The sequence below is a fragment of the Cryobacterium sp. TMT2-15-1 genome (assembly GCF_004402345.1).
In the GTDB taxonomy this organism is placed as follows: Bacteria; Actinomycetota; Actinomycetes; order Actinomycetales; family Microbacteriaceae; genus Cryobacterium; species Cryobacterium sandaracinum.
Genome location: NZ_SOGD01000009.1, coordinates 11,520 through 36,337, shown reverse-complemented (window position 1 = coordinate 36,337; position 24,818 = coordinate 11,520). Strand labels below are relative to the sequence as shown.

Here is a 24,818-nt window from a genome sequence, read left to right as displayed (position 1 = left end):
TCAAAGGTCTCCGCCCCACACGAATTTGACGAAGTTTTGCTGGAAACGCCCCCAACGTGCAGAAAAGGCAGTTCTGCGGCAGAATCTCCGTCGAATTGGTTCGACGCCGGGCACGGTGCCGGGGATCCCTGAGCTGCTGGTCCCGACCCAGGCGGCCGGACGACGCGAAACAGGTCCCGTCGCCACTTTGACGACGGGACCTGTTTCGATTGTCGCGGGGACTGCTAGCTGCTGATCGGGTTCGTCCCGGTCACCGGGGCGCCCAGGTACATCGCCTCGATCTGATCCGCGTAGTCGCGCAGGATGATGTCCCGTTTGATGCTCAGCTTCGGGGTCAGGTACCCGGCGGCTTCGGTCAGCTCGGTCGTCAGCACCGTGAATTTGCGGATCGACTCCGCCCGCGACACGTGGTCGTTGGCGTGGTCGATGGCGCGCTGCACCTCGGCGAGAACCTTCGCGTTGACGGATGCCTCGGCCAGCGTCATCCCCGCGTCCTCGCCGTTGTTGTTCAACCAGACCGCGAGCATGTCGGGGTCGAGCGTGACCAGGGCGGCGATGAACGGCTTGCGATCGCCGACGACGACCACCTGGCCGATCAGCGGGTTGGACCGGATCGGGTCTTCCAGCGCAGCCGGAGCGACGTTCTTGCCGCCGGCCGTGACGATGATCTCCTTCTTGCGCCCGGTGATGGTGAGGAAGCCGTCGCCGTCCATGGCGCCGATGTCACCGGTGCGGAGCCATCCGTCGTGGAAGGCGGCCGCGGTGGCCACGGGATTCTTCCAGTACTCCTTAAAGACGTTGACGCCTTTGACCTCGATTTCGCCGTCGTCCAGGACGCGCACCGAGACGCCGGGAAGCGGCGGGCCTACGGTGCCGATCTTGAACTTGGTGGCCAGACCCACGGTGGTCGGCGCGGTCGTCTCGGTGAGGCCGTAGCCCTCCAGGATCTTGATGCCGAGGCTGTGGTAGAAGTGACCCAGGTGCATGCCGAGTGGAGCCGAACCGGAGACGGCGTACTTCACGTTGCCACCCATGGCCGCGCGCAGCTTGCTGTACACCAGACGGTCGAAGAGCGTGAACTTGAGCTTGAGCATCAGCGGAACGCTCTTGCCCTGATCGACCAGCACCGAGTGGTCGACGGCAACCTGGGCGGCCGTCTCGAAGATCTTGCCTCGGCCCGCGGTCAGCGCCTTCTGCTCGGCGGAGTTGTAGACCTTCTCGAACACCCGCGGCACGGCGAGCAGGAAAGTGGGTTTGAAGGTGCCGAGCGATTCGAGCAGCTTCCGGGTATCGGGCTGGTGTCCGACGCGCACACCGGCGTGCACGCAGAGAACCGAGATGAACCGGGCGAAAACGTGCGCGGTGGTGATGAACAGCAGCGTGGAAGCGCCGTTCGCGTCGGTGAGCACCTCTTTCAGCGCCACCGCCGAGTTGCGCGACGTCTCGACAAAGTTGGAGTGGGTGAGCACGCAGCCCTTGGGACGGCCGGTGGAACCCGAGGTGTAGATCAGGGTGGCGATGTCCGAACCCACGGCGAGCGAGCGACGCCGCTCGATTTCGGCATCCGGCACGTCGACCCCGGAGGCCGCGAGCTTGTCGAGGTCACCGAGGTCGATCTGCCAGACCTTCTGCACGCTGCCGAGCTCGGGGTGCACCTCGTCAAAGCGGGAAAAGTGCTCGGCGGTCTCGACGATCACCGCCGCGGCGTCGGAGTCGCCCAGGATCCACTGGATCTGGATCGGGGAGCTGGTCTCGTAAACGGGGACCAGCACGGCACCGGCGAACCAGGTGGCGAAGTCGATCAGCGTCCACTCATACCGGGTCTTGCACATCAAGCCGATTTTGTCTCCGGGCTGGATTCCTGCCGCGACGAGCCCCTTGGCCAGGGCGACGACCTGGGCATGAAACTCCGTGGTGGTGACGGGGGACCAGGCTCCGTTTCTCGGCAGTGAGAACAACACGGAGCCGGGCGTCGCCGTGAGGCGTTCGACCAGGAGATCGGTGACATTGGCTTGTGGGTCTGCGGGAACGATGGCGGGCAGATCGTACTGTTTCACGGTAACTCCTCTGGTACCGGGCGGGCGATTTGCCCCACTCTATCCACGTCACTTCGTGGAAGCAGCCGTTTCGCCTGGCCGTGTCTTGATTCACTACACTCTAGGGGGACGCACCGGCTTCGTTGTCTCGCCTCGCAGAGCGCCCCATTTTATCCATCGACGAAAGAAGTCCGCTGTGCACGCCATTGGTATCGACATCGGCGGCACCAAAATCGCCGCGGCCCTGGTCGACGAATCCGGAACGATCATCCGCTCGGATCGACGCCCGACCACCGCGAGCGATCCTCGCGGGATCGAAGACGCCGTCGTCGACATGATCACGGAGCTCTCGAAGGGCGAGGTGGTCGTCGCCGCCGGGATCGCCGCGGCCGGCTTCATCGACGCCGCCCAGTCCACCGTTTACTACGGGCCCAACGTCAACTGGCGCCACGAGCCGCTTCGGGCCACTCTCGAGGCGCGGCTCGACCTGCCCATCCTGATCGAGAACGACGCGAACGCCGCGGGCTGGGCGGAATTCACCTTCGGCGCCGGCCGGGGCTACACCGACATGGTCACCCTCACCATCGGCACCGGCGTGGGCGGAGCTATCGTCGCCGACAACCGTCTCTTCCGCGGTGGCTTCGGCTGTGCCGCCGAGCTCGGGCATCTGCGCGTGGTGCCCGGCGGTCGCCTCTGCGGCTGCGGCGCCCACGGCTGCATCGAACAGTACGGTTCGGGTCGCGCCCTGCTTCGAATTGCCACCGAGCTGGCGGATGCCGGCGGAATCGGCCTCGGCCTCGCGGCCGCCCGTGAGCGCAAGGGCAAGCTGACCGGCAAAGAGGTCGGCCGGCTGATCCAGGACGGTGACAACGGCGCTCTGGCCGCCCTGCGGCAGGTGGGCGGCTCGCTCGGGCAGGCCTGCGCAAGTCTGGCGGCCGTGCTCGACCCGCAGATCTTCGTCTTCGGCGGGGGCGTCGCCGCTGCCGGTGAACTGTTGCTCGAGCCCATCCGGGCCGCGTACCTCGAAAATCTGCCGGCCAGGGGCTTCCACCCGGAGGCCGAATTCGCCATCGCGCAGCTCGTCAACGACGCCGGTGTCGTCGGTGCCGCCGACCTGGCGCGGAAACACGTTTTCGCGCAGTAGGCTTTCCGGGTTACCGAGGGAGCAACGATGTTCTACTGGCTCATGAAAAACATTGTCATCGGCCCTCTGCTGCTGGCTATCTTCCGGCCCTGGGTGGTCGGGCTCGAGAACATCCCCAAGGAGGGCGGTGTCATCCTCGCGAGCAATCACCTGTCGTTCATCGACTCGGTGTTTCTGCCGCTGGTCGTGCCGCGGCGGGTCGTCTTCCTCGCCAAGAGCGAGTACTTCACGGGTAAGGGGCTCAAGGGCTGGGCGACACGACAGTTCTTCAAGGCCACCGGCCAGCTGCCGATCGACCGGTCGGGTGGCAAGGCATCCGAGGATTCCCTCAACACCGGCCTGCGCGTCCTGGGTGCCGGCGGCGTACTCGGCATCTACCCTGAGGGCACCCGCAGTCCGGACGCGAAGATGTACCGGGGCCGCACCGGCGTGGCACGGATGGTGCTCGAGGCCGAGGTCCCGGTCATCCCCGTGGCCATGATCGACACTGAGAAGGCCATGCCGACGGGCACCCGCATCCCGAAGGTGCGCCGGATCGGCATCGTGATCGGCGAACCCCTCGACTTCAGCCGCTTCGACGGCATGGAAAGCGACCGGTTCGTGCTCCGGTCCGTGACTGACGAGCTGATGTACGAGCTGCAGGCCCTCAGCCGGCAGGAGTATGTGGACGTCTACGCGACCAGCGTGAAAGAAAAGCGGGCCAGCCTGACCCGATAGAATCAGACGGTTGCCCAGGGGCCGAGAGACCCCGACCCGATAGCCCGGCCCACAATTTTTTTTTCGCCGGACCAGACAAAAAAGGAATAGTCCCGTGGTAGACCCCACCGAACCAGTCGTGCTCGCAGACCGATCTGTGGTTGCCGGCCTGGACTATTGGCGCACCCTCCCGATCAAGCAGCAGCCGACCTGGCCCGACGCGGATGCGGTTGCCGCGGCATCTGCCGAACTATCCACGCAGCCGCCGCTGGTCTTCGCCGGCGAGGTCGACATTCTACGGAACCGGCTCGCCGAGGCCGCCAGCGGCCATGCCTTCCTGCTGCAGGGCGGCGACTGCGCCGAGACGTTCAGCGGCGCCACCGCGGAGCAGATCCGCAACCGGGTCAAGACCGTGCTGCAGATGGCCGTCGTGTTGACGTACGGCGCGTCGATGCCCGTGATCAAGATGGGCCGGATGGCCGGCCAGTTCGCCAAGCCACGCTCCAGCGATTTCGAGACCCGGGGTGGCGTCACCCTGCCGGCCTACCGCGGCGATATCGTCAACGGCTACGATTTCACACCCGAATCGCGCGAGGCCGACCCGGCCCGCCTGGTCAAGGGCTACCACACCGCCGCCTCCACCCTCAATCTGATCCGTGCCTTCACGCAGGGCGGTTTCGCCGACCTGCGCCAGGTGCACAGCTGGAACCAGGGCTTCGCCGCAAACCCGGCCAACCAGCGCTACGAGAAGGTGGCCAAGGAGATCGACCGCGCGATCAAGTTCATGATCGCGTGCGGCGCCGACTTTGAGGCCATGCGTCGGACGGAGTTCTACACCAGTCACGAGGGTCTGCTGATGGACTATGAGCGTCCGATGACCCGGATCGATTCCCGCACGGGCACGCCGTACAACACGTCCGCGCACTTCATCTGGATCGGGGAGCGCACCCGTGACCTTGACGGCGCGCACGTCGACTTCCTCTCCCGGGTGCGCAACCCGATCGGGGTCAAGCTCGGTCCGAGCACGTCAACCGACGACATGCTGCGACTGGTCGACAAGCTTGACCCGAACCGCGAACCCGGTCGTCTCACGTTCATCACCCGGATGGGTGCGGGAAAGGTGCGCATCGCCTTGCCGCCGCTGCTGGAGGCGATCAAGGCCAGTGAGGCCAAGCCGCTCTGGGTCACCGACCCGATGCACGGCAACGGTGTGACCACGCCCACCGGGTACAAGACCCGTCGTTTCGACGACGTCGTCGACGAGGTGCGCGGCTTCTTCGAGGCGCACCGCAGCGTCGGTACACACCCGGGCGGCGTTCACGTCGAACTTACCGGCGACGACGTCACGGAGTGCCTGGGTGGTTCCGAGCACATCGACGAGGCCGCGCTGGCGACCCGCTACGAGTCGCTCTGCGACCCGCGCCTGAATCATATGCAGTCGCTCGAGCTCGCCTTCCTGGTCGCCGAGGAGCTCGCCGCTCGCTGACCGGTCCCCGCGGCCCCGGGTGCCCGGTCCGGCAGGGGAACCGGCGGGTTCGGCCGCCCGGCCGTGACGGCTGTCTAGCCGAACGGGTTCGTCGGCTTGAGGGTGATGGTGCTGTTCTTGGGCGCGTCGGTGCCGGCTTCGGGATTCGTCGAAGCGACGCTTAGGAGCGGTGCGATGGCATCCGCGCCGAGATTGTAGCTCAGCTTGAATCCCAGGTCGGTGAGCACCTGCTTGCCCTCGTTCCACGGGAGGCCGACGATGTTGGGCACCGTGACGGGTGCCGGGCCGAGGGAGGTGGTGAGTGCATAGGTGTCGCCGGTGCGTACGGGACCCTCGTTCACGGGGGCCGCGCTCACGACGTCGCCCTCGGCGATCGACTCACTGTAGACCTCGTCGCCGGGGGTGACGAGCAGCCCCTTCTCCGCCAGTATCGCGGTGGCTTCCGTGACGGATTTGCCGGACACGTCCGGTACGGGGCCGAGTGAGAGGACCAGATTGACGTTCATGCCCACGAAGTAGTCCCCCCCCTGGGAGACGTCCCCGGCGTCGGTTTCGCGGCTCGCGGAGATGACCAGGCCCGATTCCACGGTGTCGTCGAAGAGAGAATCGGTCGCCCCGATGCCTGCCTTCAGGTCCGTGACGGCGGAGGTCGCAGCATCGGCCGTCAATCCCGCCAGCACGGGCAGCACGATCGGCTGCGGGCCCTGGGATACACGCAGCGTCACCGTGCTGCCCTTCGCCACGCGGGTGCCCGAATCCGGGCTGGTGCTGGAGACGAGGCCGGCGGGGATGGTGCCGCTGAACTCGGTGCCGAGCTCCGCCTCCAGCCCGAGTCCGGTGAGCTGGGCGGTGGCGTCGTCGGGGGACACCGAGACGAGGGCGGGAATCGGCACCTCCGAGCCGGGGCCGTTGCCGAAGAACCAGCCGGTTCCGCCGGCAAGGGCTGTCAGCATGAGCACCAGCGCGAAGAGCCAGAAACCGCGGAACTTGCGGGTGCGGGCCTTGTCGGCCAGGAGAATGGTGGTGGCGGGTGCCGAGGCAGTAGCCGCCGTGGCCACGCCGGCCACCGCCGGGGCGAGCGGGGCACCGCCGAGGATCTGGGTGTCCGCGTCGGCCACCGCTGCGGTCACGCCGCCGGGCAGCACCATGGTCGCGGATTGTCCGGTCGCCGGGGGAGCCGGGCGCACGAGCTTGTCGAGGTCGAGCAGCTGATCGAGCATGACACGTGCGTCCCGGGGGCGCTGCTCCGGGTCGCGGGCGGTGGCCCAGAGCACCAGTTCGTCGAGCTCGTGCGGAATCGCGGGTATCCGCGCGCTCGGCATGGGTACGGTGTCGTTCGCATGCTGGTAGGCGATCTGCATGGGCGCTTCGCCCACATAGGGCTGCTCGCCGGTAAGCATCTCGTAGGTCATGATGCCGAGCGCGTAGATGTCGCTGCGGGCATCCGCGATGCCCCGCGTGACGAGTTCGGGGGAGAGGTAGGCGATCGTGCCGAGCAGGGCCTGCCCGGTGGCCGTGTTGTTGTTGACGGCCCGGGCGAGCCCGAAGTCGCCGATCTTGATACGGCCGTCGTCGGCCAGGAGAACGTTCTCCGGTTTGAGATCGCGATGCACGATTCCCGCTTTGTGCGCGGCGGCGAGGCCCGAGAGCACCGCCTCGAGGATGTCCATCGTCTGCTCACTGGTGAGCCGGCCGTAGTCCTTGAGTAGGTCGCGCAGAGTGATGCCGGGCAGGTATTCCATGACCAGATAGGCCATATCGGCATCCTGGCCCTGGTCGTAGACGTTGACCACGTTCGGGTGCGCGAGCCGGGCGGCCGAGCGGGCCTCCTGCACGAACCGGGCCTTGAACGTGTTGTCGTCGGCGAGATGCCCGTGCATGATCTTGATGGCGACCCGGCGTTCGAGGCGCAGGTCGGTCGCGAGGTACACGGTGGCCATGCCACCGCGGGCGATCCGGGAGCGCACCTGATAGCGGCCGTCTATCAGACGGCCGACCATGGGATCGGCAGGGGTATCGCTCACTAGTCGAGTCTAGGGATTGCGAAGCCGTTCCCTGTGCCGGAACACTCGCAAGTCAGGGTTTTCACGCCTGAGCGGATGCGAGCTGCAGGTCAGCCGAGATCGGCCAGCCAGGCCCGAGCCGATGTTTCCCACTTCGCGTAGTGGTTGGGGTGAGCCGAGATCTGCACGGTCTGCGCGGCCTCGGTCACGGTCATCGACTCCCAGCCGGGGATGTCGAGCAGTCCGCGCGTGATGCCGGGGTTGGGGTTCACGGGGCCGCCGAAGAAGGCGAGGCTGGCCCGCTCCGGGTCGAGCACCTGCTCGGGCGTTCCCCAGCCGAAACTGGGGCGTTGCTGAAAGAGGCCGAGGGAGTCGCGGTCGCCGTACTGCACGTTGCGCAGCCCGGATTCCTGGGCCGCGGCGGCCAGGGCGATCACGATTGCGGAGTCGCCGGCACCCGCGCGGCGACCGCTCGCGATGATGATTTCGGCGTGCCGGCGCATGTCCTCGCTGAGCGGCGTGACCTCGCCGGGCGCTGCAGACGGCGCAGGGACGGCCTCCTCGATGAGGATCGCCGATTCCATCGCCGGCGCCGCGGGAACGGAGCCGGACGGGATCGACAGGACCTGGCCGGGGTAGATGATGCTGGTCCAGCCGAGGCCGTTGGCGTCGAGCACGGATTGCACCGAGACGCCCGCCGCGGCCGCGAGGGCTCCGATGGTCTCGCCGGCGGCGATCGTGTGCGTGCCGGAAACATTCAGCGGGGCGACGGCTGCGGCCGGCACGGCCGAGACCGGCGCGGCACCCTCGCCCGGCGGCAGCACGACGGCCTGTCCGGGGAAGATGATGCTGCCCGCGTCGAGCCCGTTCACGCGGAGCAGGGCCCCGAGGGAGAGCCCGTGCGCGGCGGCAACGCCGGAAAGCGTGTCCCCGCTCTGGATCAGGTACCGCGAGATCTCGGCGGCGACGGGCGCCGGAGCCGGAGCGGACGGCTGCGCCAGGCCGGCCAGGGTCAGCATCTGGCCCGGGAAGATTAACGCGGACCAGCCAAGGCCGTTGAGGGCGAGCACGGATGCGGTGGAGAGACCGAATCGTCCGGCCACGCTGCTCACGGTGTCGCCGTCGACGACCTGGTACTGGCTCGGCGCCGCGGCGGCGGCGATACTCTGCCGGCCTGGGTCGGCGGGCACCGCGGCCGGTAGGAAGCTCTTGCTCTTCAGCGTCTTCTTCGCGATGGTGGCGGCTTCCGCCGGCGACGCCAGGTTCAGGCTGATCGCGATCGTGCTGATCAGCACGAGCGGGACGGTGACCAGGACGCCCAGACCCCGTCGTTCGGTGGCGTGCCGGTGGCGGCCCTCGCCGGGCGTCGAAGAATTCACGTTGCTGGTGCTGCTGGCTGGACTGTTCCTGCTGGCTGGTGCCGACATTCCGCTCCCGTCGATTGCATGCGACAGCGGTGCTGGCACAGTATTAATCAGTCAAGCAGGTTGGCCCCCATTCTGGGCAACAACACGCGCGTTTGCGCCCTGACAGTTTGTCCGGCCTGTCGAATCATGGGAGGCTTGATGAGTGACCGAATCGTTCTCAGATCAAGAGTGGCTGTCCATCCCCGACCTCGTCCGGGTGCTCGGCGTCAGCCAGAGCCGCGTGCGTCAGCTGATCGACGACAAGCAGCTGCTCGCCATGCGCCGTGACAACGGCCCCTTGCAGGTTCCCGCCGCGTTCATCAGGGACGGCGCCCCGCTGCCCGAGCTGCGCGGCACCCTGATCGTGCTCTCCGACGACGGCTTCAGTGACGAGCAGGCGATGCGCTGGCTCCTTGAGGTCGACGGCAGCCTCGGCGTCCCCCCGGTCCAGGCACTGCTCGCCGGCCGTAAGGCCGAAGTGCGCCGGGTCGCCCAGGCGCTCGCCTGACTTTTCAGTGCTCCTAGGAGCGTGGGTCAGTAACGGCAAAGTTTAAAACGCCGCCGGATTTCCCGTCCTTGGCCGTGGGGTCTGGGAAAATTGCTTATGAGCGATTCTGATGGCCTGTTCCCCGCGACGGAACTTGAGCACGTTGACTTGGTCGTGGATGACGGGGTCGAAGCTGGCGCGGGCGTGAACAAGCGATTCCGGGCGTTCGAGCCGGCGGCGGTGATGTTGGTACCGCCGTCGTTGGATGAGTGGCTGCCGCAGAATCACCTCTCCCGTTTCATCGCGGACATCGTCGAAACCCAGCTGGATCTGAAGAAGTTCTACGCGTCCTACGCGAAGACGAAGGGCCAGCCGCCTTACGACCCTCGGCTGATGGTCCGTGTCCTGCTTTACGGGTATTGCGTGGGTGTTCGGTCGTCACGGGAGTTGGAACGTGTCTGCGTGGATGTGGTCGCGTTCCGCTGGCTGGCCGCGCAGCAGGCGCCGGATTTTCGCTCCATCGCCCGGTTCCGCAAACGGCACCTTTCCAGCTTGGGGAACGTGTTCTTGCAGGCTTTGGAGCTCTGCCGCGCCGCCGGAATGGTGTCATTAGGGCAGGTCGCGTTGGACGGCACCAAAGTGCGCGCGAACGCGTCCCGGCGCAAGGCCATGAGTTACGCCCGCCTGACGGAGAAACAGAAGGTCCTCGCCGACGAGGTCTCCGCTCTGCTGGCTGACGCCGACGCGATTGATGACGCTGAGGATGCCCGTTTCGGGAAAGACAAACGCGGCGATGAGTTGCCGCCGGAGCTCGCGCGGCGGGAGTCACGCCTGGTGAAACTGGCTGAGGCGCGCGCCGCGTTGGAGGCAGACGCGGCCGCGCGGGCTCGAAAAGACGCGGAGAAGAAGGCCCGGTACAAGGGCGATGATGACGACGTGGTCTCGAAGAAGGGTGATGACGCGGCAAAGAACGCGGTCGTCGCTCCGAAGGCTCAGCGCAACTTCACCGACCCGGACGCTCGGATCATGAAGACCGCCGACGGGGCCTTCCACTACACCTACAACGCGCAGGCCATCGTTGATGCGGACCATCAAGTGATCGTCGCGACGACGCTGACGAATATTGCCGTGGACGTTGAACAGGTCGTGCCGATGATCGAGAAACTCCACGCCACGATGGGTACTCTCCCCGCCGAAGTGCTGGTGGATGCCGGGTATTGTTCAGCAGCAAACTTGGACTTCGCCAAGACCGTGGAAGCCGCGAGCGACGGGCGGACTGAGTTCTTCATCGCGACCGGCCGGGTGAAGCACGGTGAACGTGTTCCGGATGTTCCTCGGGGCCGGATCCCCGCTGACGCGACGTTGCGCGAACGCATGGCACGGAAGCTGAAGACGAAGAAGGGCCGCGCGGCCTATGCGCGGCGGAAGGCAATCGTGGAGCCCGTGTTCGGTCAGATCCACACCCGACAAGGAAAATTCGTTCTGCTACGCGGGTTGGAGCAAGCAGCCCACGAGTGGGACCTGATCGCTGCCTGCCACAACCTGATGAAGCTCCACACCGTGCACACCAAAGCTCTCCTCGCCACGCAAGCCGCACTGACAGCCCGCCCGGCAACCTAAGGACCAAGGCAGAACAGCCCTGCCGGGCGCCAGCGGCCTCGACCTACTGCCGCCAACGCGGCACTGGCCCTATTTTCAGTCGGCACGAGAACAAGGCAGACCCCGAAGTCCACGACGACCGCCACAGCAACGCCCCGCCCGCTCCGGCCAAATTGGCCCGAATCTCGTCGCATCAACTGCGAATAGGCGTTACTGACACACGCTCCTAGAACGCGCGGCGGGTCACCGTCTCGGCCAGCTCCATCAGCCGCGTCGTGACCGCGTCGCTGATCGGTGATCCCTCGAGAGCTGCGAGGGCCTCGGCGACGTTCGAGTCGATCAGCGCCTCGATCCGCTCGACGGCGCCGCTGTCCACGATGGTGCGCTGCAACATCCCGATCTGTGCTTCCGTCAGCAGGGGGTCGCCGAGGAGCGCGTCCAGGTCATCGCGGGCCGTGTCCGTCAGGTTCTCCCGCGCCAGAGCGACCAGTACGGTGCGTTTGCCCTCGCGGAGGTCGTCGCCGCTCGGTTTGCCGGTGACGGAGGCGTCGCCGAACACCCCGAGCAGGTCGTCCCGAAGTTGGAATGCGATGCCGAGAGGCAGTCCGAAGGCACGCAGGGCGACGAGGTGGTCCGGGCCGGCGCCGGCCAGGGCTGCGCCGATCACGAGCGGGGCCTGCACGCTGTACTTGGCCGACTTGAAGACGATGACCCGCAGCGCCCGGTCGAAGAGCTCCGATTCGGGCTGGGTGAGCCAGGCGCGTTCTTCGAAGATGTCGAGGTACTGGCCCACGGTGACCTCGGTGCGCATCCGGTTGAATTCTATCCGTGCCCGGACCGCGGCCGACGCGTCGGGGGCTGCCGCGAGCCCCTCGTCGAGCAGCTCATCGCTCCAGCCCAGCAGGAGGTCGCCGAGAAGGATTCCGGCGGCCCGGCCGAACGCGACCTGGCTGCCTGCCCAGCCGTTTTGGCCGTGCATGCCCTCGAAGAGTTTGTGGGCGGAGGCCGCGCCTCGCCGGGTGTCCGAATTATCGATGATGTCGTCGTGGACGAGCGCTGCCGCATGAAAGATTTCCAGGGCCGCCGCCGCGGAGATGACCGGCACCAGCGCGGTCAGGGCGGGGTCGGAATCCCCGTTCGCACCAGCGGATCCGCTTGTGCCGACGCTCTGCCAGCCCCAGTAGCAGAACAGCGCACGGAAGCGTTTGCCACCGCTGAGAAACTGCCGTGAGAACTCCACCAGCGGCGTGAGATCGGGGCTGATGGTAGTCACAATTGGTAAACGGGTTTCGAGGAATTCGTCGATGCGAGAATGAACCAGATCGATCAGATGATTGCTTTGCGCCACTTGCCTAGCCTAGCCATCACGGCGGGGTTAGAATCGGTGGAGCACAGCGCGATCCCAACAGGAGGAATGAGATGCCGCTTTCGGAACAAGAGCAGCGACTCCTCGAAGAGATGGAGCGCGGCCTGTACCACAATGACGCCGACTTCGTGGCGACCGTCGGCGGCAGCAGCCTCCGGCCCGACTACCGCTCGATTTCCATCGGGGTTCTGGCCGCGGTTGCCGGCATCGGTGCTCTCATCGCCGGCGTGGCTATTCAGCAGCTCTGGCTCGGCGTCCTCGGCTTCATTATCATGTTCGCCGGGGTGTTGATCGCGACCACGCCCAGCAAGTCCGCCCGGCGGATGTCCGCAGCCGCTCCGCGCTCCCGTCCGAACCAGCAGCAGCGGTCGTCTCAGCGCGGTTTCATGGATCGGATGAACGAACGCTGGGATCGCCGCCAGGACGGCCAGCAGTAACCTCCTCACCACCTTTCCACCGCACTTTCGCTCCACCGCACCTCGCAGACAGGGCCGATCATCCGATCGGCCCTTTTTTTGTGCCTGAAAATGGCGCGAAGTGAATCCCGGTGTTGAATATCCCTCCACCCTGCTCTTCCCCGTGTTCATGCGGATCAGTGGGGAGAATTTCTCCAATATTTGGGCGTTTATTCTGTTTAGTGGATCAAAGTGGAGTAAAGTGGAGCAAGATCTGGAACGTGACCGGATGAGAGGGGGAGATGAATGTTCTTTGGCACGTACGCCCCCAAGCTCGACGAAAAAGGCCGCATCATCCTTCCCGCGAAATTCAGGGACGAGCTGTCTCCCGGGATCGTCATGACCCGAGGCCAGGAGAACTGCCTCTACGTGTTCACGACCCGGGAGTTCGAGGCGTACTACGCGAAGATCTCCCAGGCGCCGCTCACGGACCAGAGCGGGCGCTCCTTCAGTCGCATGATGTTCTCCGGCGCGAGCGCAGAGCAGCCCGACAAGCAGAACCGGGTGACCATCCCCGCGAACCTACGCGCCTGGGCCGGGCTCGATCGGGACCTCACCGTGATCGGCGCCGGCAACCGGGTCGAGATCTGGGACACCGCCGCCTGGGACGCATACCTCTCCGAACAGGAAGAACCATTCGCCAACATCACGGAGGAGGTGATTCCGGGACTCATCTAGCTCCTGACGCCTGACTCCCAGCCGTTCTGCCTGACACACTTCCCCGGTGGCAGAGACGAATGGATGGGGATCAGGAATCAGGATCCACCCGGGACTATGGCCATCAACGACATCCACACCCCAGTTCTGCTCGACCGCTGCGTCGAGCTGCTCGCACCGGCACTGGAACAACCCGGCGCCGTGCTCGTCGACGCCACTCTTGGCATGGGCGGGCACGCCGAGGCGTTCCTGCAGCGATTCCCCGGGCTCGTCCTGGTCGGACTCGACCGGGATCTCGACGCCCTCGCGATCGCCGAGGAGCGGCTGAAGCCGTTCCGCGACCGGGTTCACCTCGTGCACACCGTCTACGACGGTATCCAGGACGCGCTGGCCGGCCTCGGCATCCGCGAGGTGTCCGGCGTGCTCTTCGACCTCGGCGTGTCCTCGCTCCAGCTCGACCGGGTCGAGCGTGGTTTCTCCTATTCCAAGGATGCGCCGCTGGACATGCGCATGGACAACACCAGCTCGCTGACGGCCGAGCGCATCCTGGCCACGTACAGCGAGCAGGACCTGCGCCGGATCTTCCACGAGTACGGCGAGGAGAAGCTGGCGGCACGCTACGCCAAGGCCATCGTCGAGGCCAGGGAGACCACCCCGTTCGTGCGGTCGGCCCAGCTGGTCTCCGTGATCACCGCCGTCACACCGGTCGTCGTTCAGCGCGCCGGACACCCCGCGAAGCGGGTCTTCCAGGCGCTGCGCATCGAGGTCAACCAGGAACTCGCCGTGCTCGAGCGCGCCATTCCCGCAGCGCTCGATTCGGTCGCGGTCGGTGGGCGCATCGTCGTCATGGCCTACCAGTCCCTCGAGGACCGGATTGTGAAGAAGACCCTGGCGAAGGCATCCGGCTCCACCGCCCCTGCCGGATTGCCGATTGAGCTTCCCGAACACAAACCACTGTTCAAACTTCTGATCCGAGGCGCCGAACTGGCCTCGGACGAGGAAAAGGCGAGAAACCCGCGCGCAACGCCGGTTCGCCTTCGCGCCGCCGAGCGACTGAGGAGAGCCGCATGAGTGACAATCTCGCACGCGTCCTACGACCCGCCTGGGAGAGCACCCCCGACGCCGCTCCGGTGTCGGAGCCTCGCCACATCCAGATCGTGTCGCCGCGCAGCCAGCGACACGCGCGGCCGAAAATCGTCTACGCCCTATCGGCCGTCACCGGCGTGGCGGTCATCGTGATCGCCCAGTTGCTGCTGAGCGTCGGGATCTCCCAGTCCGCCTACGAGGTGTCCCGGCTGCAGGCCAGCCAGGTCGAACTCGGACGCACGGCGGAGAGCGTGACCGAGGACCTCGTGCGGGTGTCCTCCCCGCAGAGCCTGGCCGCGAACGCGGAAGCGCTCGGCATGGTCACCAACTCCAATCCGTTGTTCCTGCAACTGTCCGACGGCGCCGTGCTCGGCGCCCCGGCCTCGGCCAGCGGAAGCCAGGCCGGGACGGCGAGTCTGGTGCCGAACTCACTCCTGGCCGGCGTACCTTTGATCACGGAGCTGCCGCAGAACAGCGGCCAGGGAGCCAGCCTCGGCGGTTCACCGGCCGAGGTCCCCGCGGCGGTCGCCCCGGTTGCCCCGGCAGCCGAACCCAACGCTCTGCCGACGCCCACGACCCGCTAGCCCGCCCCGCCTCGCCCGTCTCGCGAGGGACGTCCCGCCCGACCTCCCGTTAGTTGCGTTCCCAGAACGCGCCCAACCCGCGGCCCCGGCCGCAGTAAGGAATCAGAGGTGGCGAGCAGCTCTCGGTCCAGCAGGCGGCGCAGTGCCGCGACGATCCTGATCCTGCTCGTGTTCGTGGCCGTGTTCGTGGTCAGGCTCGTCGACATCCAGGTCGTGCGCGCCGAGACGCTCAGCGCCGACTCGCTGGGCAACCGGTCGGTCGAGCAGCCCGTCTATGGAGCCCGCGGAGACATCGTCGACACGAACGGGGTCGTCCTGGCCGGCACGGTCATGCGGTACAACATCACCCTGTCCCCGCGGAACGCCGCGGAATTCGACCGCACCACCGACGATGGCGACGTGACCGTGACTGTCGCCCAGGCGGCCGCGGAGGTGGGCGCCCTCACCGGGCAGACCGGTGACGAGATCCTCCGGATCATCTCCGGCTCCCTGGCCGCCGACAAGGACTCCGACTACGCCGTCGTCGTGCGCGCCGTGGACGTCTCGGTGTTTCGGGCCATCGACCAGCTCGACATCCCGTGGATGTACGCCGAGAAGAACCCGGGCCGGGTCTACCCGGACGGCGCCGTGGCCGGCAACCTGGTCGGATTCGTCTCCTCCGGGGGTGAGGCCCAGGCCGGCATCGAGCTCGGGCAGGACGCCTGCCTCGCGAGCACCAACGGCACGGAGACCTATGAGAAGGGTGCGGATGGCGTGCGCCTGCCCCAGAGCACCGTCACCACGGCCCGGGCTAAGGACGGCGGCGATGTCGTCACGACCATCGACTCCGACCTGCAATGGTTCGTGCAGCAGGTGCTGGCCGAACAGGCCGTCGCCACAGGCGCGGCCTGGGGCAACGTGGTGGTGCAGGAGGTGAAGACCGGGAAGCTCGTCGCGGTCGCCGACTACCCGTCGGTCGACCCCAACAACGTCAACGGCACCCCCGACGCTGAGGACCGCGGCTCCCGGGCCTTCACCGCCCCCTTCGAGCCCGGTTCTACGTACAAGGCGCTGACCACGGCATCCGTTCTCGACGCGGGGGCCGCCACCCCGCTGAGCCGGGTCGTCGCGCCGTACCGGTACCTGCCGCCCAACGGGGCCAACGTGAACGATAGCTCCAACCACGCCGACCTGAACCTCACCCTCACGGGCGTGATGATCGAGTCATCGAACACGGGCATGTCGAAGTTCGGCGAGTTGATCAGTGACCAGCAGCGCTACGACTATATGAGTAAGTTCGGTGTGGGCTCGGCCTCGGAGTCCGGATTCCTCGCCGAGGAATCCGGCACCCTTCGCCCCTTCGAAGATTGGGATAACCAGACCAAGTACGCGACCATGTTCGGTCAGGGGCTCACCACCACGGCCATTCAGGTCTCCAGCATCTACCAGACCCTGGCCAACAACGGCGTGCGGATGCCCGTGCAGCTGGTCGCAGGCTGCCGCCACGCTGACGGCAGCATGACCGACGTGCCCGAAGCGGTCGGCACCCCGGTCGTGTCGGCCGCCGCCGCCCGGGAGACCGCAGACATCCTCGAGATGGTCTACCAGAAAGCCTGGCTGGCCAAGACGTGGGAGATTCCGGGCTACCGGGTGGGCGCGAAGACCGGGACAGCGCAGATGCCCGATGGTCAGGGTGGGTACACCAAGGGGTATTTGGTGTCGGTCTCCGGCTTCGCTCCGGGCGACGATCCGCAGTATGTCGTTTCGGTCAGCCTCGCCGATCCTGTTAAACTGAACTCTTCCGCGGCATCTGCTCCGATCTTTCAAGAGGTCATGAGTCAGGTGCTGAAGAAGTACCGGGCAGTCCCCTCGGGCGCCACCGCGCCTGCCCTTCCCGGTACCTGGTAAGAAAGCGAGCCCCGTGACCGAATTGGCACCCTCGGCTCTCCGTCCTCAGCATCCGGTCCCCAGATCGTTGTCGGGACTGGTCGATGAATTCGAACTGTACGTGCACGGCGATGTCGATGGCCTCGAGGTCACCGGCGTGAGCCTGAGCTCCCGAACCGTTCAGCCCGGAGACCTCTATGTCGGCGTTCCCGGGCGGGCGAGTCATGGCGCGTCCTACGCCGCCGGCGCCCGCGAGTCCGGCGCGGTCGCGATTTTGACCGATGAGGCCGGGGCGGTACTGGCCGCCGACAGCGGCCTGCCGATCCTGGTGACCCCGGACGCGCGCGCCGCGCTCGGTGCCGTCGCCGCCTGGATCTACCGCACCGAAGCCAATCCGGCCACGCTCTTCTCCGTCACCGGAACCAACGGCAAGACCAGCGTGGTCTACCTCCTCTTCGCCCTGCTGAACCAACTGGGCGTCGTGGCCGGGCTCACTTCGACGGCCGAGCGCCGCATCGGCGACCTCGCCGTGGTGAGCTCGCTGACGACCCCGGAGGCAACCGAGCTGCACGCCCTCCTCTCCCGCATGCGAGAGGCCGAGGTGCGCGCCGTTGCGATAGAGGTGTCCGCCCAGGCGCTGACCCGCCACCGCGTGGACGGGCTCGTCTTCGACGTCGCCGGGTTCACGAATCTGAGTCACGACCACCTCGACGACTACGCGGGCCTCGACGAGTACTTCCAGGCCAAACTCGAGCTGTTCCAGCCTGACCGCTCCCGGCGGGGCGTCATCACGGTCGACTCCGACTGGGGCCGCCGGATCGTCGACGAGTGCCGGATCCCCGTCACCACCCTGAGCAGCAACCCGGATGTCGCCGCCGACTGGCACATGTCCATCGTCTCCGAGAGCGCGCTGTACACCGAGTTCCTGCTCGAGGGTCCCGAGGGGCGCCGCCTGCAGACCCGGGTTCCCCTGGTCGGCTGGTTCATGGCCGCCAACGCGGCCCTGGCCATCCTGATGTTGGTCGAATCCGGCTACGACCTGGAGGCGATCGCCCATTCCCTCGATCGTGACGGCGGAATCGACGTCTATATCCCCGGGCGCGCCGAGCGCATCTCCGGGGACACCGGTCCGCTCGTCTACATCGACTACGGGCACAGCCCGGACGCGTTCCTGAACACCCTCGCGGCCATTCGCAAGTTCACGACCGGTCGCCTGATCATGGTTTTCGGCGCGGACGGCGACCGCGACACCACCAAACGGGCCGATATGGGTGCCATCGCGGCCCGCGGGGCGGATGTCGTTGTCATCACCGACTTCCACCCTCGGTTCGAAGACCCCGCGGCCATCCGTGCCACGCTTCTCACTGCCGCCAGGGAGGCTGTGCCCGGCGGCGAGTTCTATGAGGTGCCCGACCCCCGAACGGCGTTCCGGACGGCGCTCTCCCTAGCGAAAGAAGGCGACGCGATTTTGTATGCGGGACCAGGCCATGAAAATTATCACGAGGTCGCCGGCGTGAAGATTCCGTACTCCGCCCGGGACGATTCCCGCCAGGCGCTGCGCGATGCGGGGTGGTTGTAGATGATCGCGCTGACCCTGGGCCAGATCGCCCTGGCCGTCGACGGAACGCTCCACCTGGACGGAACTTCTCGGAGCATCGACTCGGTGACCGACGGAATGGTGCACACCGACTCGCGCGACACCGTTCCCGGCTCCATCTTCGTGGCCAAGCCCGGTGAGGTGACCGACGGTCACCTCTTCGCTCCGGCCGCCGTCGATCGCGGCGCCACCCTGCTGATCGTCGAACGACACCTTGATCTCCCCGTCGCGCAGATCGTCGTGCCGGACGCCGTGCTCGCCCTCGGCGCCCTCGCCACCGACGTCGTGGCCCGCGTGCGGGAAGCCGGCAACCTCAAGATCGTCGCCGTCACCGGATCCAACGGCAAGACCACGACGAAGAACCTGCTCCGCGCCGTGCTCGAACGTGTCGGCCCCACCGTCGCGGCCCGCGCATCTTTCAACAACGAGGTCGGCGCGCCGCTGACAATGCTCGAACTGACCCGCGACACCCGTTTCCTGGTGGCGGAGATGGGCGCGAGCGGTGTCGGCGAGATCGCCCGGCTCATCCGGATGGCCCGTCCCGACATCGGGATCGTGCTCAAGGTCGGCCTCGCCCACGCCGGCGAATTCGGAGGTATCGAGGCCACGGTCCGCGCGAAGACCGAAATGGTCACCGAGCTGCTGGCGACGGATGTCGCGGTGCTGAATACCGACGACCCGCGCGTCGCCGGTATGGCCGCCTCCACCCGGGCCCGGATCGTCTGGTTCGGTCAGTACGGCGAGGAGGGAGTGCGCGCGACCGCGGTGCACGCCTCCGCGTCCGGAACGACGTTCACGCTGCACCTGGCCTCGGGCCAGTCCCGCCCGGTGGCGTTCCAGGTGCTCGGCGAACACCATGTCATGAACGCCCTGGCCGCCGCCGCCGCCGCCGAGATCCTGGGGGTCCCGATCGACGACATCGTCTCCGCCCTCGAATCCGTGCAGACCGCCGAACGTTGGCGCATGCAGGTCATGGGCGGCCGGGACGGGGTGACCGTCATCAACGACGCCTACAACGCCAGCCCGGACTCCATGACGGCGGCACTCAAGACCCTCGCCCAGATCGGTGTTCCCGGCCGGCGCACCATCGCGGTTCTCGGCGAGATGAGCGAGCTGGGCGAACTGGCTGGTGAGGAGCACGACCGGGTCGGGCTGCTCGCCGTGCGCCTCAACATCTCCCAGCTCATCGTCGTCGGGCGGGGCGCCCGGCGCATGCACATCAGCACCATCAACGAGGGATCCTGGGACGGGGAGTCGGCCTTCGTCGAGAATGCCGACGATGCCTTCGACCTGCTCTGCGCCACGGTGCAACCGGGGGACACCGTGCTGGTGAAATCCTCCAATTCCGCCGGCCTGAGATTTTTGGGCGACCGTCTGGGAGAGTGGTTCTCGTGAGAGCACTTTTGATGGCCGGAGCCTTCTCCCTCGTCTTTACCCTGTCGCTGACGCCGCTGTTCATCCGGCTGTTCAAGAAGCTGGGCTGGGGACAGTTCATCCGCGACGACGGCCCGCAGAGCCACCACGCCAAGCGCGGCACGGCCACCATGGGTGGCATCATCATCATCCTCGGCGCCGTGGTCAGCTATTTCTCGGCGATGTGGCTGACCGGGTCCCCGGTCACGGCGTCGCCGCTGCTGGTGCTGTTCATGATGGTGGGCCTCGGCATGGTCGGCTTCGTCGACGACTTCCTGAAAACGCGCAACCAGCGCAGCCTCGGGCTCGGTGGCTGGGCCAAGATCACCGGCCAGGTTCTCGTGGCCGGCACGTTCGCCATCCTGGCCATCCAGTTTCCGAACGCCAACGGCGTCACGCCGGCGTCGACCCAGATCTCGTTCCTACGAGATCTGCCGCTGGACTTCATGCAATTGGGCAGCATCATCGGCATCTCCCTGTTCGTGCTGTGGATCTGTCTGATCGTGACGGCCACGTCCAACGGCGTCAACGTCACCGACGGCCTCGACGGGCTCGCCACCGGGTCGTCGATCCTGTCGATCGGCGCGTTCATCGTGATCGGCTTCTGGCAGTCCAACCAGGCCCGCTTCGGGGGCGCGGATATCTCCGACCTCTACCGCGCCTACGACGTTCGGGACCCGCTCGACCTGGCCATCGTCTCCGCGGCCATCGTCGGCGGCCTGATCGGCTTCCTCTGGTGGAACACCTCGCCGGCCAAGATCTTCCTGGGCGACACCGGTTCGCTCGGCATCGGCGGCGCCCTCGCCGCCCTGGCCATTCTGAGCCGCACCGAACTGCTGCTCGTGCTGATCGGCGGCCTGTTCGTGATCGAGGCCGGGTCGGTGATCGTGCAGCGCGCCTACTTCAAGGTGACCCGCGGCCAGCGCATCTTCCTGATGAGCCCCATCCATCACCACTTCGAGCTCAAGGGGTGGGCCGAGGTCACCGTGGTGGTGCGTTTCTGGATCATCGGCGGGCTGCTCGTGGCCGCCGGCGTCGGCACCTTCTACCTCGAATGGCTGACCGCCGAGTGACCGGTCGACACTCGGACGACGCCGAGCCCACTGCAGCGGATGCCGCACGCCTTGACGCCCTCACGAGCTGGCACGCCGACTGGTCCGGCCTGCGCGTGGCCGTGCTCGGTCTGGGCGTCACGGGTTTCGCGGCCGCCGATACCCTCGCCGAGCTGGGAGCCGATGTGCTCGTTGTGGCCGGCGATGCTCCCGCCGATACCATCCGCCTGCTCGACGTGATCGGGGCGCAACTGGTGCAGGCGGCGCCCGGCATCGTGCCGGACGAACTGACCCGGCACCGCCCGGAGGTTCTGATCGCCTCGCCCGGCTACCATCCCGACCACGCTCTGCTGCTCTGGGCCGCTGAGGCCGGGGTCCCGGTCTGGGGAGACATCGAGCTGGCCTGGCGCCTGCGGGACAAGGTCGGGCCCGCAGCCGAGTGGATCCTCGTCACCGGCACCAACGGCAAGACCACCACCGTGCAGCTGACGGCCACCATGCTCGCCGCCGCCGGCCTGCGCGTCGCACCCTGCGGCAACATCGGTGTGCCGGTCCTCGACGCCGTACGCGACCCGCAGGGCTGGGACGTGCTCGTGGTCGAACTCTCCAGCTACCAGCTTCACCACCTGCCCCGCACCGGTCCCGGCGCCCTCCTGCCGTTCTCCAGCGTCTGCCTCAACATCGCCGACGACCACCTCGACTGGCACGGTTCGGCCGAGGCGTACCGCGATGCGAAAGCCACCGTCTACGCCAATACCCGGGTGGCCTGCGTCTACAACAAGGCGGATGCCGCGACCATCCGCATGGTCGAGGACGCCGACGTGCAGGAGGGCGCCCGGGCGATCGGCTTCGGTCTCGGCGCCCCCGGGCCCAGCGACTTCGGCATTGTCGAGGGCATCCTCTGCGACCGCGCGTTCCACGAGGACCGGTTCGAGACCGCCATCGAGATCACCACCGCGCCGGAACTCCGGGCCCGCGGGCTCAGCGCGCCGCACCTGCTCGCCGACATCCTCGCCGCCAGCGCCCTGGCCCGGTCCTTCGGTGTCGCGCCCGGTGTCATCCACGACGCCCTGGCGGGTTTCCACCTCGACGCGCACCGGATCGAGATCGTGGCCGAGTTTGCCGGCATCCGCTGGATCGACGACTCGAAGGCGACCAACCCGCATGCGGCGGATGCTTCGCTCAGCGCTTTCGAGACCGTCGTCTGGCTGGTCGGCGGCCTGCTCAAGGACGTCGACGTCGATGATCTGGTGGCCCGGCACGTCGGCCACCTGCGCGGGGCCGTGATCATCGGAGCCGACCGCTCCGTGTTACGGGACGCATTTGCGCGACACGCGCCGGAGCTGCCGGTGTTCGAGATCGACGCCGACGACACTGGTCAGGTGATGCCCGGGGCGGTCCGCCTCGCGGCCGGTCTCGCAGAAACCGGCGATGTCGTGCTGCTGGCTCCGGCCGCGGCGTCGATGGACCAGTTCACCGACTACGCCCAGCGGGGCCGGTTGTTCGCAGAAGCCGTACGGGAGCACCTGGGAGGTGAGGCGGATGAAGACTCCGCCTCGAACCCCGGCGCCTAGGGAGGCCGAGCCCGTCGCCTCCACCCGGATTCATTTCGGCCGGGTGTTCAAGTCCGAGTCCGCGAGCTATTTTCTGCTGCTCGGCACGACACTGTTCCTCGTCGTGTTCGGCTTGGTCATGGTGCTGTCCTCTTCCTCGGTCGACTCCTACCTGGAGAACACCGGCTTCTTCGGCACCGTGTTGCGCCAGGGGGGATTCGCGCTGATCGGCGTTCCAGTGATGCTGATGATCAGCCACCTGCCGCTGAAGTTCTGGCAGCGTGTGGCCTGGCCGATGCTCATCGTCGCCTGCCTCCTGCAATGCCTGGTCGTGTTCACGCCGCTGGGCGTCGAGGTGGCCGGCAACACCAACTGGCTGTCCGTCGGCGGAGTCCAGTTCCAGCCCTCCGAGGCGATCAAACTCGCCCTCGTCGTCTGGCTGGGCATGATCCTGTCGCAGAAGGAGAACCGGCTCGACGACTGGCGCCACGTGTACATTCCGGTTTTCGGCGTGGGCGGCGGCGCCGTGCTGCTCGTGCTCATCGGCGGTGACCTCGGAACCGTCCTGATCATGGCCGGTATCCTTTTCGGAGCCCTGTTCTTCGCCGGCGTGCGACTGCGCCTCCTGGCAGTGCCTCTCGGCGCCGGGGTCGTGCTCGCGGTTCTGATGGCGTTGACGAGCACAAACCGGATGACCCGCATCCTGAGCTTCATGGGAGCCGGCTGCGAAGAGCTCGATGGCCCCATCTCGGCACCCTGCTGGCAGCCGCTGCACGGCACCTGGGCACTCGCCAACGGCGGGATCTTCGGCGTCGGGCTCGGCAACTCCAAGGCCAAGTGGTCCTGGCTGCCGGCGGCCGACAACGACTACATTTTCGCCATCGTCGGCGAGGAACTCGGACTGATCGGGGCCATCGTCGTCCTATTCATGTTCATCCTGCTGGCCTTCGCGTTCCTGCGCATCATGCGCACCAGCACGAGCCTGCAGGCCCGCGTGTCGACGGCCGCCGTGCTCGTCTGGCTGATCGGCCAGGCCTTCGTCAACATCGGCGTGGTCCTGGGCGTGTTCCCGGTGCTGGGTGTTCCGCTCCCGCTGGTCTCCGCCGGAGGCACCGCCCTGCTCACGACCCTCGGCGCGATCGGCATCGTGCTCTCATTCACCCGGGGCGACCAGGCGGAGCCGCCACGACGCAGCTCCATGTCACCCGACACGTCAGGAGCCCGACAGTGACCACCTATCTGCTGGCCGGGGGCGGAACCGCCGGCCACGTGAACCCGTTGCTGGCCGTCGCCGACACCATTATGAGCCGGGAACCGGATGCGACGGTCATCGTTCTCGGCACCCAGGAGGGCCTCGAGGCCCGCCTGGTGCCGGCCCGCGGCTACGAGCTCGTCTTCGTTCCCCGACTGCCTTTCCCACGCCGGCCGAACCGACAGGCCCTCACCTTTTTGCCACGGCTGAACCAGGCCATTGGCGCTGTGGCCGATCTGATCCGGTTCCGCACGGTCGACGTCGTCGTCGGGTTCGGCGGCTACGTCTCGACTCCGGCCTACTTCGCGGCGCGCCGGGCGGGGGTGCCGATCGTCATCCACGAGGCCAATTTCCGGGCCGGGCTGGCCAACCGGCTCGGCGCCTGGTTCACCCGCCACGTCGCGGTGGCCTTTCCCGGCACCCGGATCCGCCACCCGCACGTCGTCGGGATGCCGCTGCGACCCGAGATCGCCGAGCTTGACCGGGCTCAGGCGCGCCCGGAGGCCCTGACGTTCTTCGGCCTCGACGCCGACCGCCCCACCCTGCTGGTCACCGGCGGATCCCTGGGCGCTCGGCGCCTGAACAACACCATCGCTTCCTCGGCTCCCGGTCTGATCATGGCCGGTTGGCAGGTGCTGCACATCACCGGCGAGAAGTCGGAGGTGACAGACCCAGGTCTGCACCACTACCGTCTGATCTCCTACTGCGACCGGATGGACCTGGCGCTGTCCGCGGCGGACTTCGCGGTGTCCCGGGCCGGTGCCGGAACCGTGTGCGAACTCAGCGCCCTCGGCATCCCGGCCGTCTACGTGCCCTACCCCGTCGGCAACGGCGAGCAGCGCTTCAACGCGGCCGACGTCGTGGGCGCCGGCGGCGGGATCCTCGTCGACGATGCGGACTTCCTGCCGAACTGGGTTCAGCACGAGCTCGTTCCCGTGCTCACCGACCGGGAGCGCGTGCGCCGGATGGGCGTCGCGGCGGCATCCGCCGGCGCTCTCGACGGCGCGGCGCGCATGACCGACTTCATCCACGCCGCCCTCGCGTAGCCGCAGCGGCTAACGTTGATCCAGCACCGGAACA

At 67.1% G+C, this 24,818-nt stretch carries 20 protein-coding genes; 16 read left to right on the top strand and 4 right to left on the bottom strand.

Annotation, left to right across the window (positions count from 1 at the left end; all coding sequences use genetic code 11):
- Positions 1–224: 224 nt before the first annotated feature.
- The gene (locus tag E3O62_RS01905) at positions 225–2,057 is read right to left on the bottom strand and encodes a long-chain fatty acid--CoA ligase (protein WP_134395454.1); all 1,833 of its coding nucleotides are present in this window, start codon (positions 2,055–2,057) and stop codon (positions 225–227) included.
- 175 nt (positions 2,058–2,232) lie between these two features.
- Between E3O62_RS01905 and E3O62_RS01900 the strand changes: the two genes are divergently transcribed.
- The 3 genes from E3O62_RS01900 (at position 2,233) to E3O62_RS01890 (ending at position 5,362) form a co-directional block, all read left to right on the top strand.
- Positions 2,233–3,180 (top strand): ROK family glucokinase, encoded by a 948-nt coding sequence (locus E3O62_RS01900; protein WP_134395453.1) that lies wholly within the window; start codon positions 2,233–2,235, stop codon positions 3,178–3,180.
- A 27-nt stretch (positions 3,181–3,207) separates the two neighbouring features.
- Positions 3,208–3,897, top strand: a complete 690-nt coding sequence (locus E3O62_RS01895; protein ID WP_134395452.1) for a 1-acyl-sn-glycerol-3-phosphate acyltransferase — start codon at positions 3,208–3,210, stop codon at positions 3,895–3,897.
- Positions 3,898–3,991: 94 nt separating this feature from the next.
- Positions 3,992–5,362 (top strand): class II 3-deoxy-7-phosphoheptulonate synthase, encoded by a 1,371-nt coding sequence (locus E3O62_RS01890; RefSeq protein ID WP_370448424.1) that lies wholly within the window; start codon positions 3,992–3,994, stop codon positions 5,360–5,362.
- 74 nt (positions 5,363–5,436) lie between these two features.
- Here E3O62_RS01890 and pknB read toward each other — a convergent pair whose 3' ends face one another.
- Both pknB and E3O62_RS01880 read right to left on the bottom strand, forming a co-directional pair.
- Complete coding sequence (gene pknB, locus E3O62_RS01885) at positions 5,437–7,386, bottom strand: Stk1 family PASTA domain-containing Ser/Thr kinase (protein ID WP_134397355.1); 1,950 nt, start codon at positions 7,384–7,386, stop codon at positions 5,437–5,439.
- An 89-nt stretch (positions 7,387–7,475) separates the two neighbouring features.
- Positions 7,476–8,744 carry a LysM domain-containing protein gene (locus tag E3O62_RS01880; protein ID WP_241973259.1) on the bottom strand — a complete coding sequence of 423 codons (1,269 nt, stop codon included), beginning with the start codon at positions 8,742–8,744 and terminating at the stop codon, positions 7,476–7,478.
- A gap of 190 nt (positions 8,745–8,934) precedes the next feature.
- Here E3O62_RS01880 and E3O62_RS01875 point away from each other — a divergent pair, with 190 nt between their 5' ends.
- Both E3O62_RS01875 and E3O62_RS01870 read left to right on the top strand, forming a co-directional pair.
- Complete coding sequence (locus E3O62_RS01875) at positions 8,935–9,279, top strand: Rv2175c family DNA-binding protein (protein WP_134395449.1); 345 nt, start codon at positions 8,935–8,937, stop codon at positions 9,277–9,279.
- 96 nt (positions 9,280–9,375) lie between these two features.
- A complete protein-coding gene (locus E3O62_RS01870) occupies positions 9,376–10,878 on the top strand; it encodes an IS1182 family transposase (RefSeq protein WP_241973258.1) in 1,503 nt (500 codons plus the stop codon).
- Positions 10,879–11,083: 205 nt separating this feature from the next.
- Here E3O62_RS01870 and E3O62_RS01865 read toward each other — a convergent pair whose 3' ends face one another.
- Positions 11,084–12,205, bottom strand: coding sequence for a polyprenyl synthetase family protein (locus E3O62_RS01865; RefSeq protein WP_134397353.1), 1,122 nt, complete (start codon positions 12,203–12,205; stop codon positions 11,084–11,086).
- Positions 12,206–12,276: 71 nt separating this feature from the next.
- On the opposite strand from E3O62_RS01865, the gene E3O62_RS01860 reads away from it, so the two are divergent.
- From E3O62_RS01860 to E3O62_RS01810, 11 genes are all read left to right on the top strand, one after another.
- The gene (locus E3O62_RS01860; protein ID WP_134395447.1) at positions 12,277–12,660 is read left to right on the top strand and encodes a DUF3040 domain-containing protein; all 384 of its coding nucleotides are present in this window, start codon (positions 12,277–12,279) and stop codon (positions 12,658–12,660) included.
- 264 nt (positions 12,661–12,924) lie between these two features.
- On the top strand, positions 12,925–13,356 hold the full coding sequence (gene mraZ / locus E3O62_RS01855) for a division/cell wall cluster transcriptional repressor MraZ (protein WP_104099528.1): 432 nt from the start codon (positions 12,925–12,927) through the stop codon (positions 13,354–13,356).
- 96 nt (positions 13,357–13,452) lie between these two features.
- Positions 13,453–14,406 carry a 16S rRNA (cytosine(1402)-N(4))-methyltransferase RsmH gene (gene rsmH, locus E3O62_RS01850; RefSeq protein ID WP_134395446.1) on the top strand — a complete coding sequence of 318 codons (954 nt, stop codon included), beginning with the start codon at positions 13,453–13,455 and terminating at the stop codon, positions 14,404–14,406.
- Positions 14,403–15,005, top strand: a complete 603-nt coding sequence (locus E3O62_RS01845; RefSeq protein ID WP_134395445.1) for a hypothetical protein — start codon at positions 14,403–14,405, stop codon at positions 15,003–15,005. Before rsmH ends, E3O62_RS01845 begins: the two co-directional genes overlap by 4 nt.
- 108 nt (positions 15,006–15,113) lie before the next feature.
- Positions 15,114–16,892, top strand: a complete 1,779-nt coding sequence (locus tag E3O62_RS01840; RefSeq protein ID WP_241973257.1) for a penicillin-binding protein 2 — start codon at positions 15,114–15,116, stop codon at positions 16,890–16,892.
- Between the two features lie 13 nt (positions 16,893–16,905).
- On the top strand, positions 16,906–18,450 hold the full coding sequence (locus E3O62_RS01835; RefSeq protein WP_134397352.1) for a Mur ligase family protein: 1,545 nt from the start codon (positions 16,906–16,908) through the stop codon (positions 18,448–18,450).
- Positions 18,451–19,863, top strand: coding sequence for a UDP-N-acetylmuramoyl-tripeptide--D-alanyl-D-alanine ligase (gene murF / locus E3O62_RS01830; protein ID WP_134397351.1), 1,413 nt, complete (start codon positions 18,451–18,453; stop codon positions 19,861–19,863).
- Positions 19,860–20,954: a phospho-N-acetylmuramoyl-pentapeptide-transferase gene (mraY, locus tag E3O62_RS01825; RefSeq protein ID WP_134395442.1), complete on the top strand. Its 1,095-nt coding sequence runs from the start codon at positions 19,860–19,862 to the stop codon at positions 20,952–20,954. The genes murF and mraY overlap by 4 nt, the downstream gene beginning before the upstream one ends.
- Positions 20,936–22,507, top strand: coding sequence for a UDP-N-acetylmuramoyl-L-alanine--D-glutamate ligase (gene murD / locus E3O62_RS01820; RefSeq protein WP_134395441.1), 1,572 nt, complete (start codon positions 20,936–20,938; stop codon positions 22,505–22,507). Before mraY ends, murD begins: the two co-directional genes overlap by 19 nt.
- Complete coding sequence (gene ftsW / locus E3O62_RS01815) at positions 22,476–23,717, top strand: putative lipid II flippase FtsW (protein WP_134395440.1); 1,242 nt, start codon at positions 22,476–22,478, stop codon at positions 23,715–23,717. Before murD ends, ftsW begins: the two co-directional genes overlap by 32 nt.
- Positions 23,714–24,784 carry a glycosyltransferase gene (locus E3O62_RS01810; RefSeq protein WP_134397350.1) on the top strand — a complete coding sequence of 357 codons (1,071 nt, stop codon included), beginning with the start codon at positions 23,714–23,716 and terminating at the stop codon, positions 24,782–24,784. Before ftsW ends, E3O62_RS01810 begins: the two co-directional genes overlap by 4 nt.
- Positions 24,785–24,818: the final 34 nt, after the last annotated feature.

Bases quoted from the DNA above. Each gene is read 5' to 3' on its own strand.
- E3O62_RS01895 (WP_134395452.1), top strand. From the start codon at position 3,208: ATGTTCTACTGGCTCATGAAAAACATTGTCATCGGCCCTCTGCTGCTG.
- E3O62_RS01870 (WP_241973258.1), top strand. From the start codon at position 9,376: ATGAGCGATTCTGATGGCCTGTTCCCCGCGACGGAACTTGAGCACGTT.
- E3O62_RS01860 (WP_134395447.1), top strand. From the start codon at position 12,277: ATGCCGCTTTCGGAACAAGAGCAGCGACTCCTCGAAGAGATGGAGCGC.
- mraZ (WP_104099528.1), top strand. From the start codon at position 12,925: ATGTTCTTTGGCACGTACGCCCCCAAGCTCGACGAAAAAGGCCGCATC.
- rsmH (WP_134395446.1), top strand. From the start codon at position 13,453: ATGGCCATCAACGACATCCACACCCCAGTTCTGCTCGACCGCTGCGTC.
- E3O62_RS01845 (WP_134395445.1), top strand. From the start codon at position 14,403: ATGAGTGACAATCTCGCACGCGTCCTACGACCCGCCTGGGAGAGCACC.
- murF (WP_134397351.1), top strand. From the start codon at position 18,451: ATGATCGCGCTGACCCTGGGCCAGATCGCCCTGGCCGTCGACGGAACG.
- murD (WP_134395441.1), top strand. From the start codon at position 20,936: ATGGCTGACCGCCGAGTGACCGGTCGACACTCGGACGACGCCGAGCCC.
- ftsW (WP_134395440.1), top strand. From the start codon at position 22,476: ATGAAGACTCCGCCTCGAACCCCGGCGCCTAGGGAGGCCGAGCCCGTC.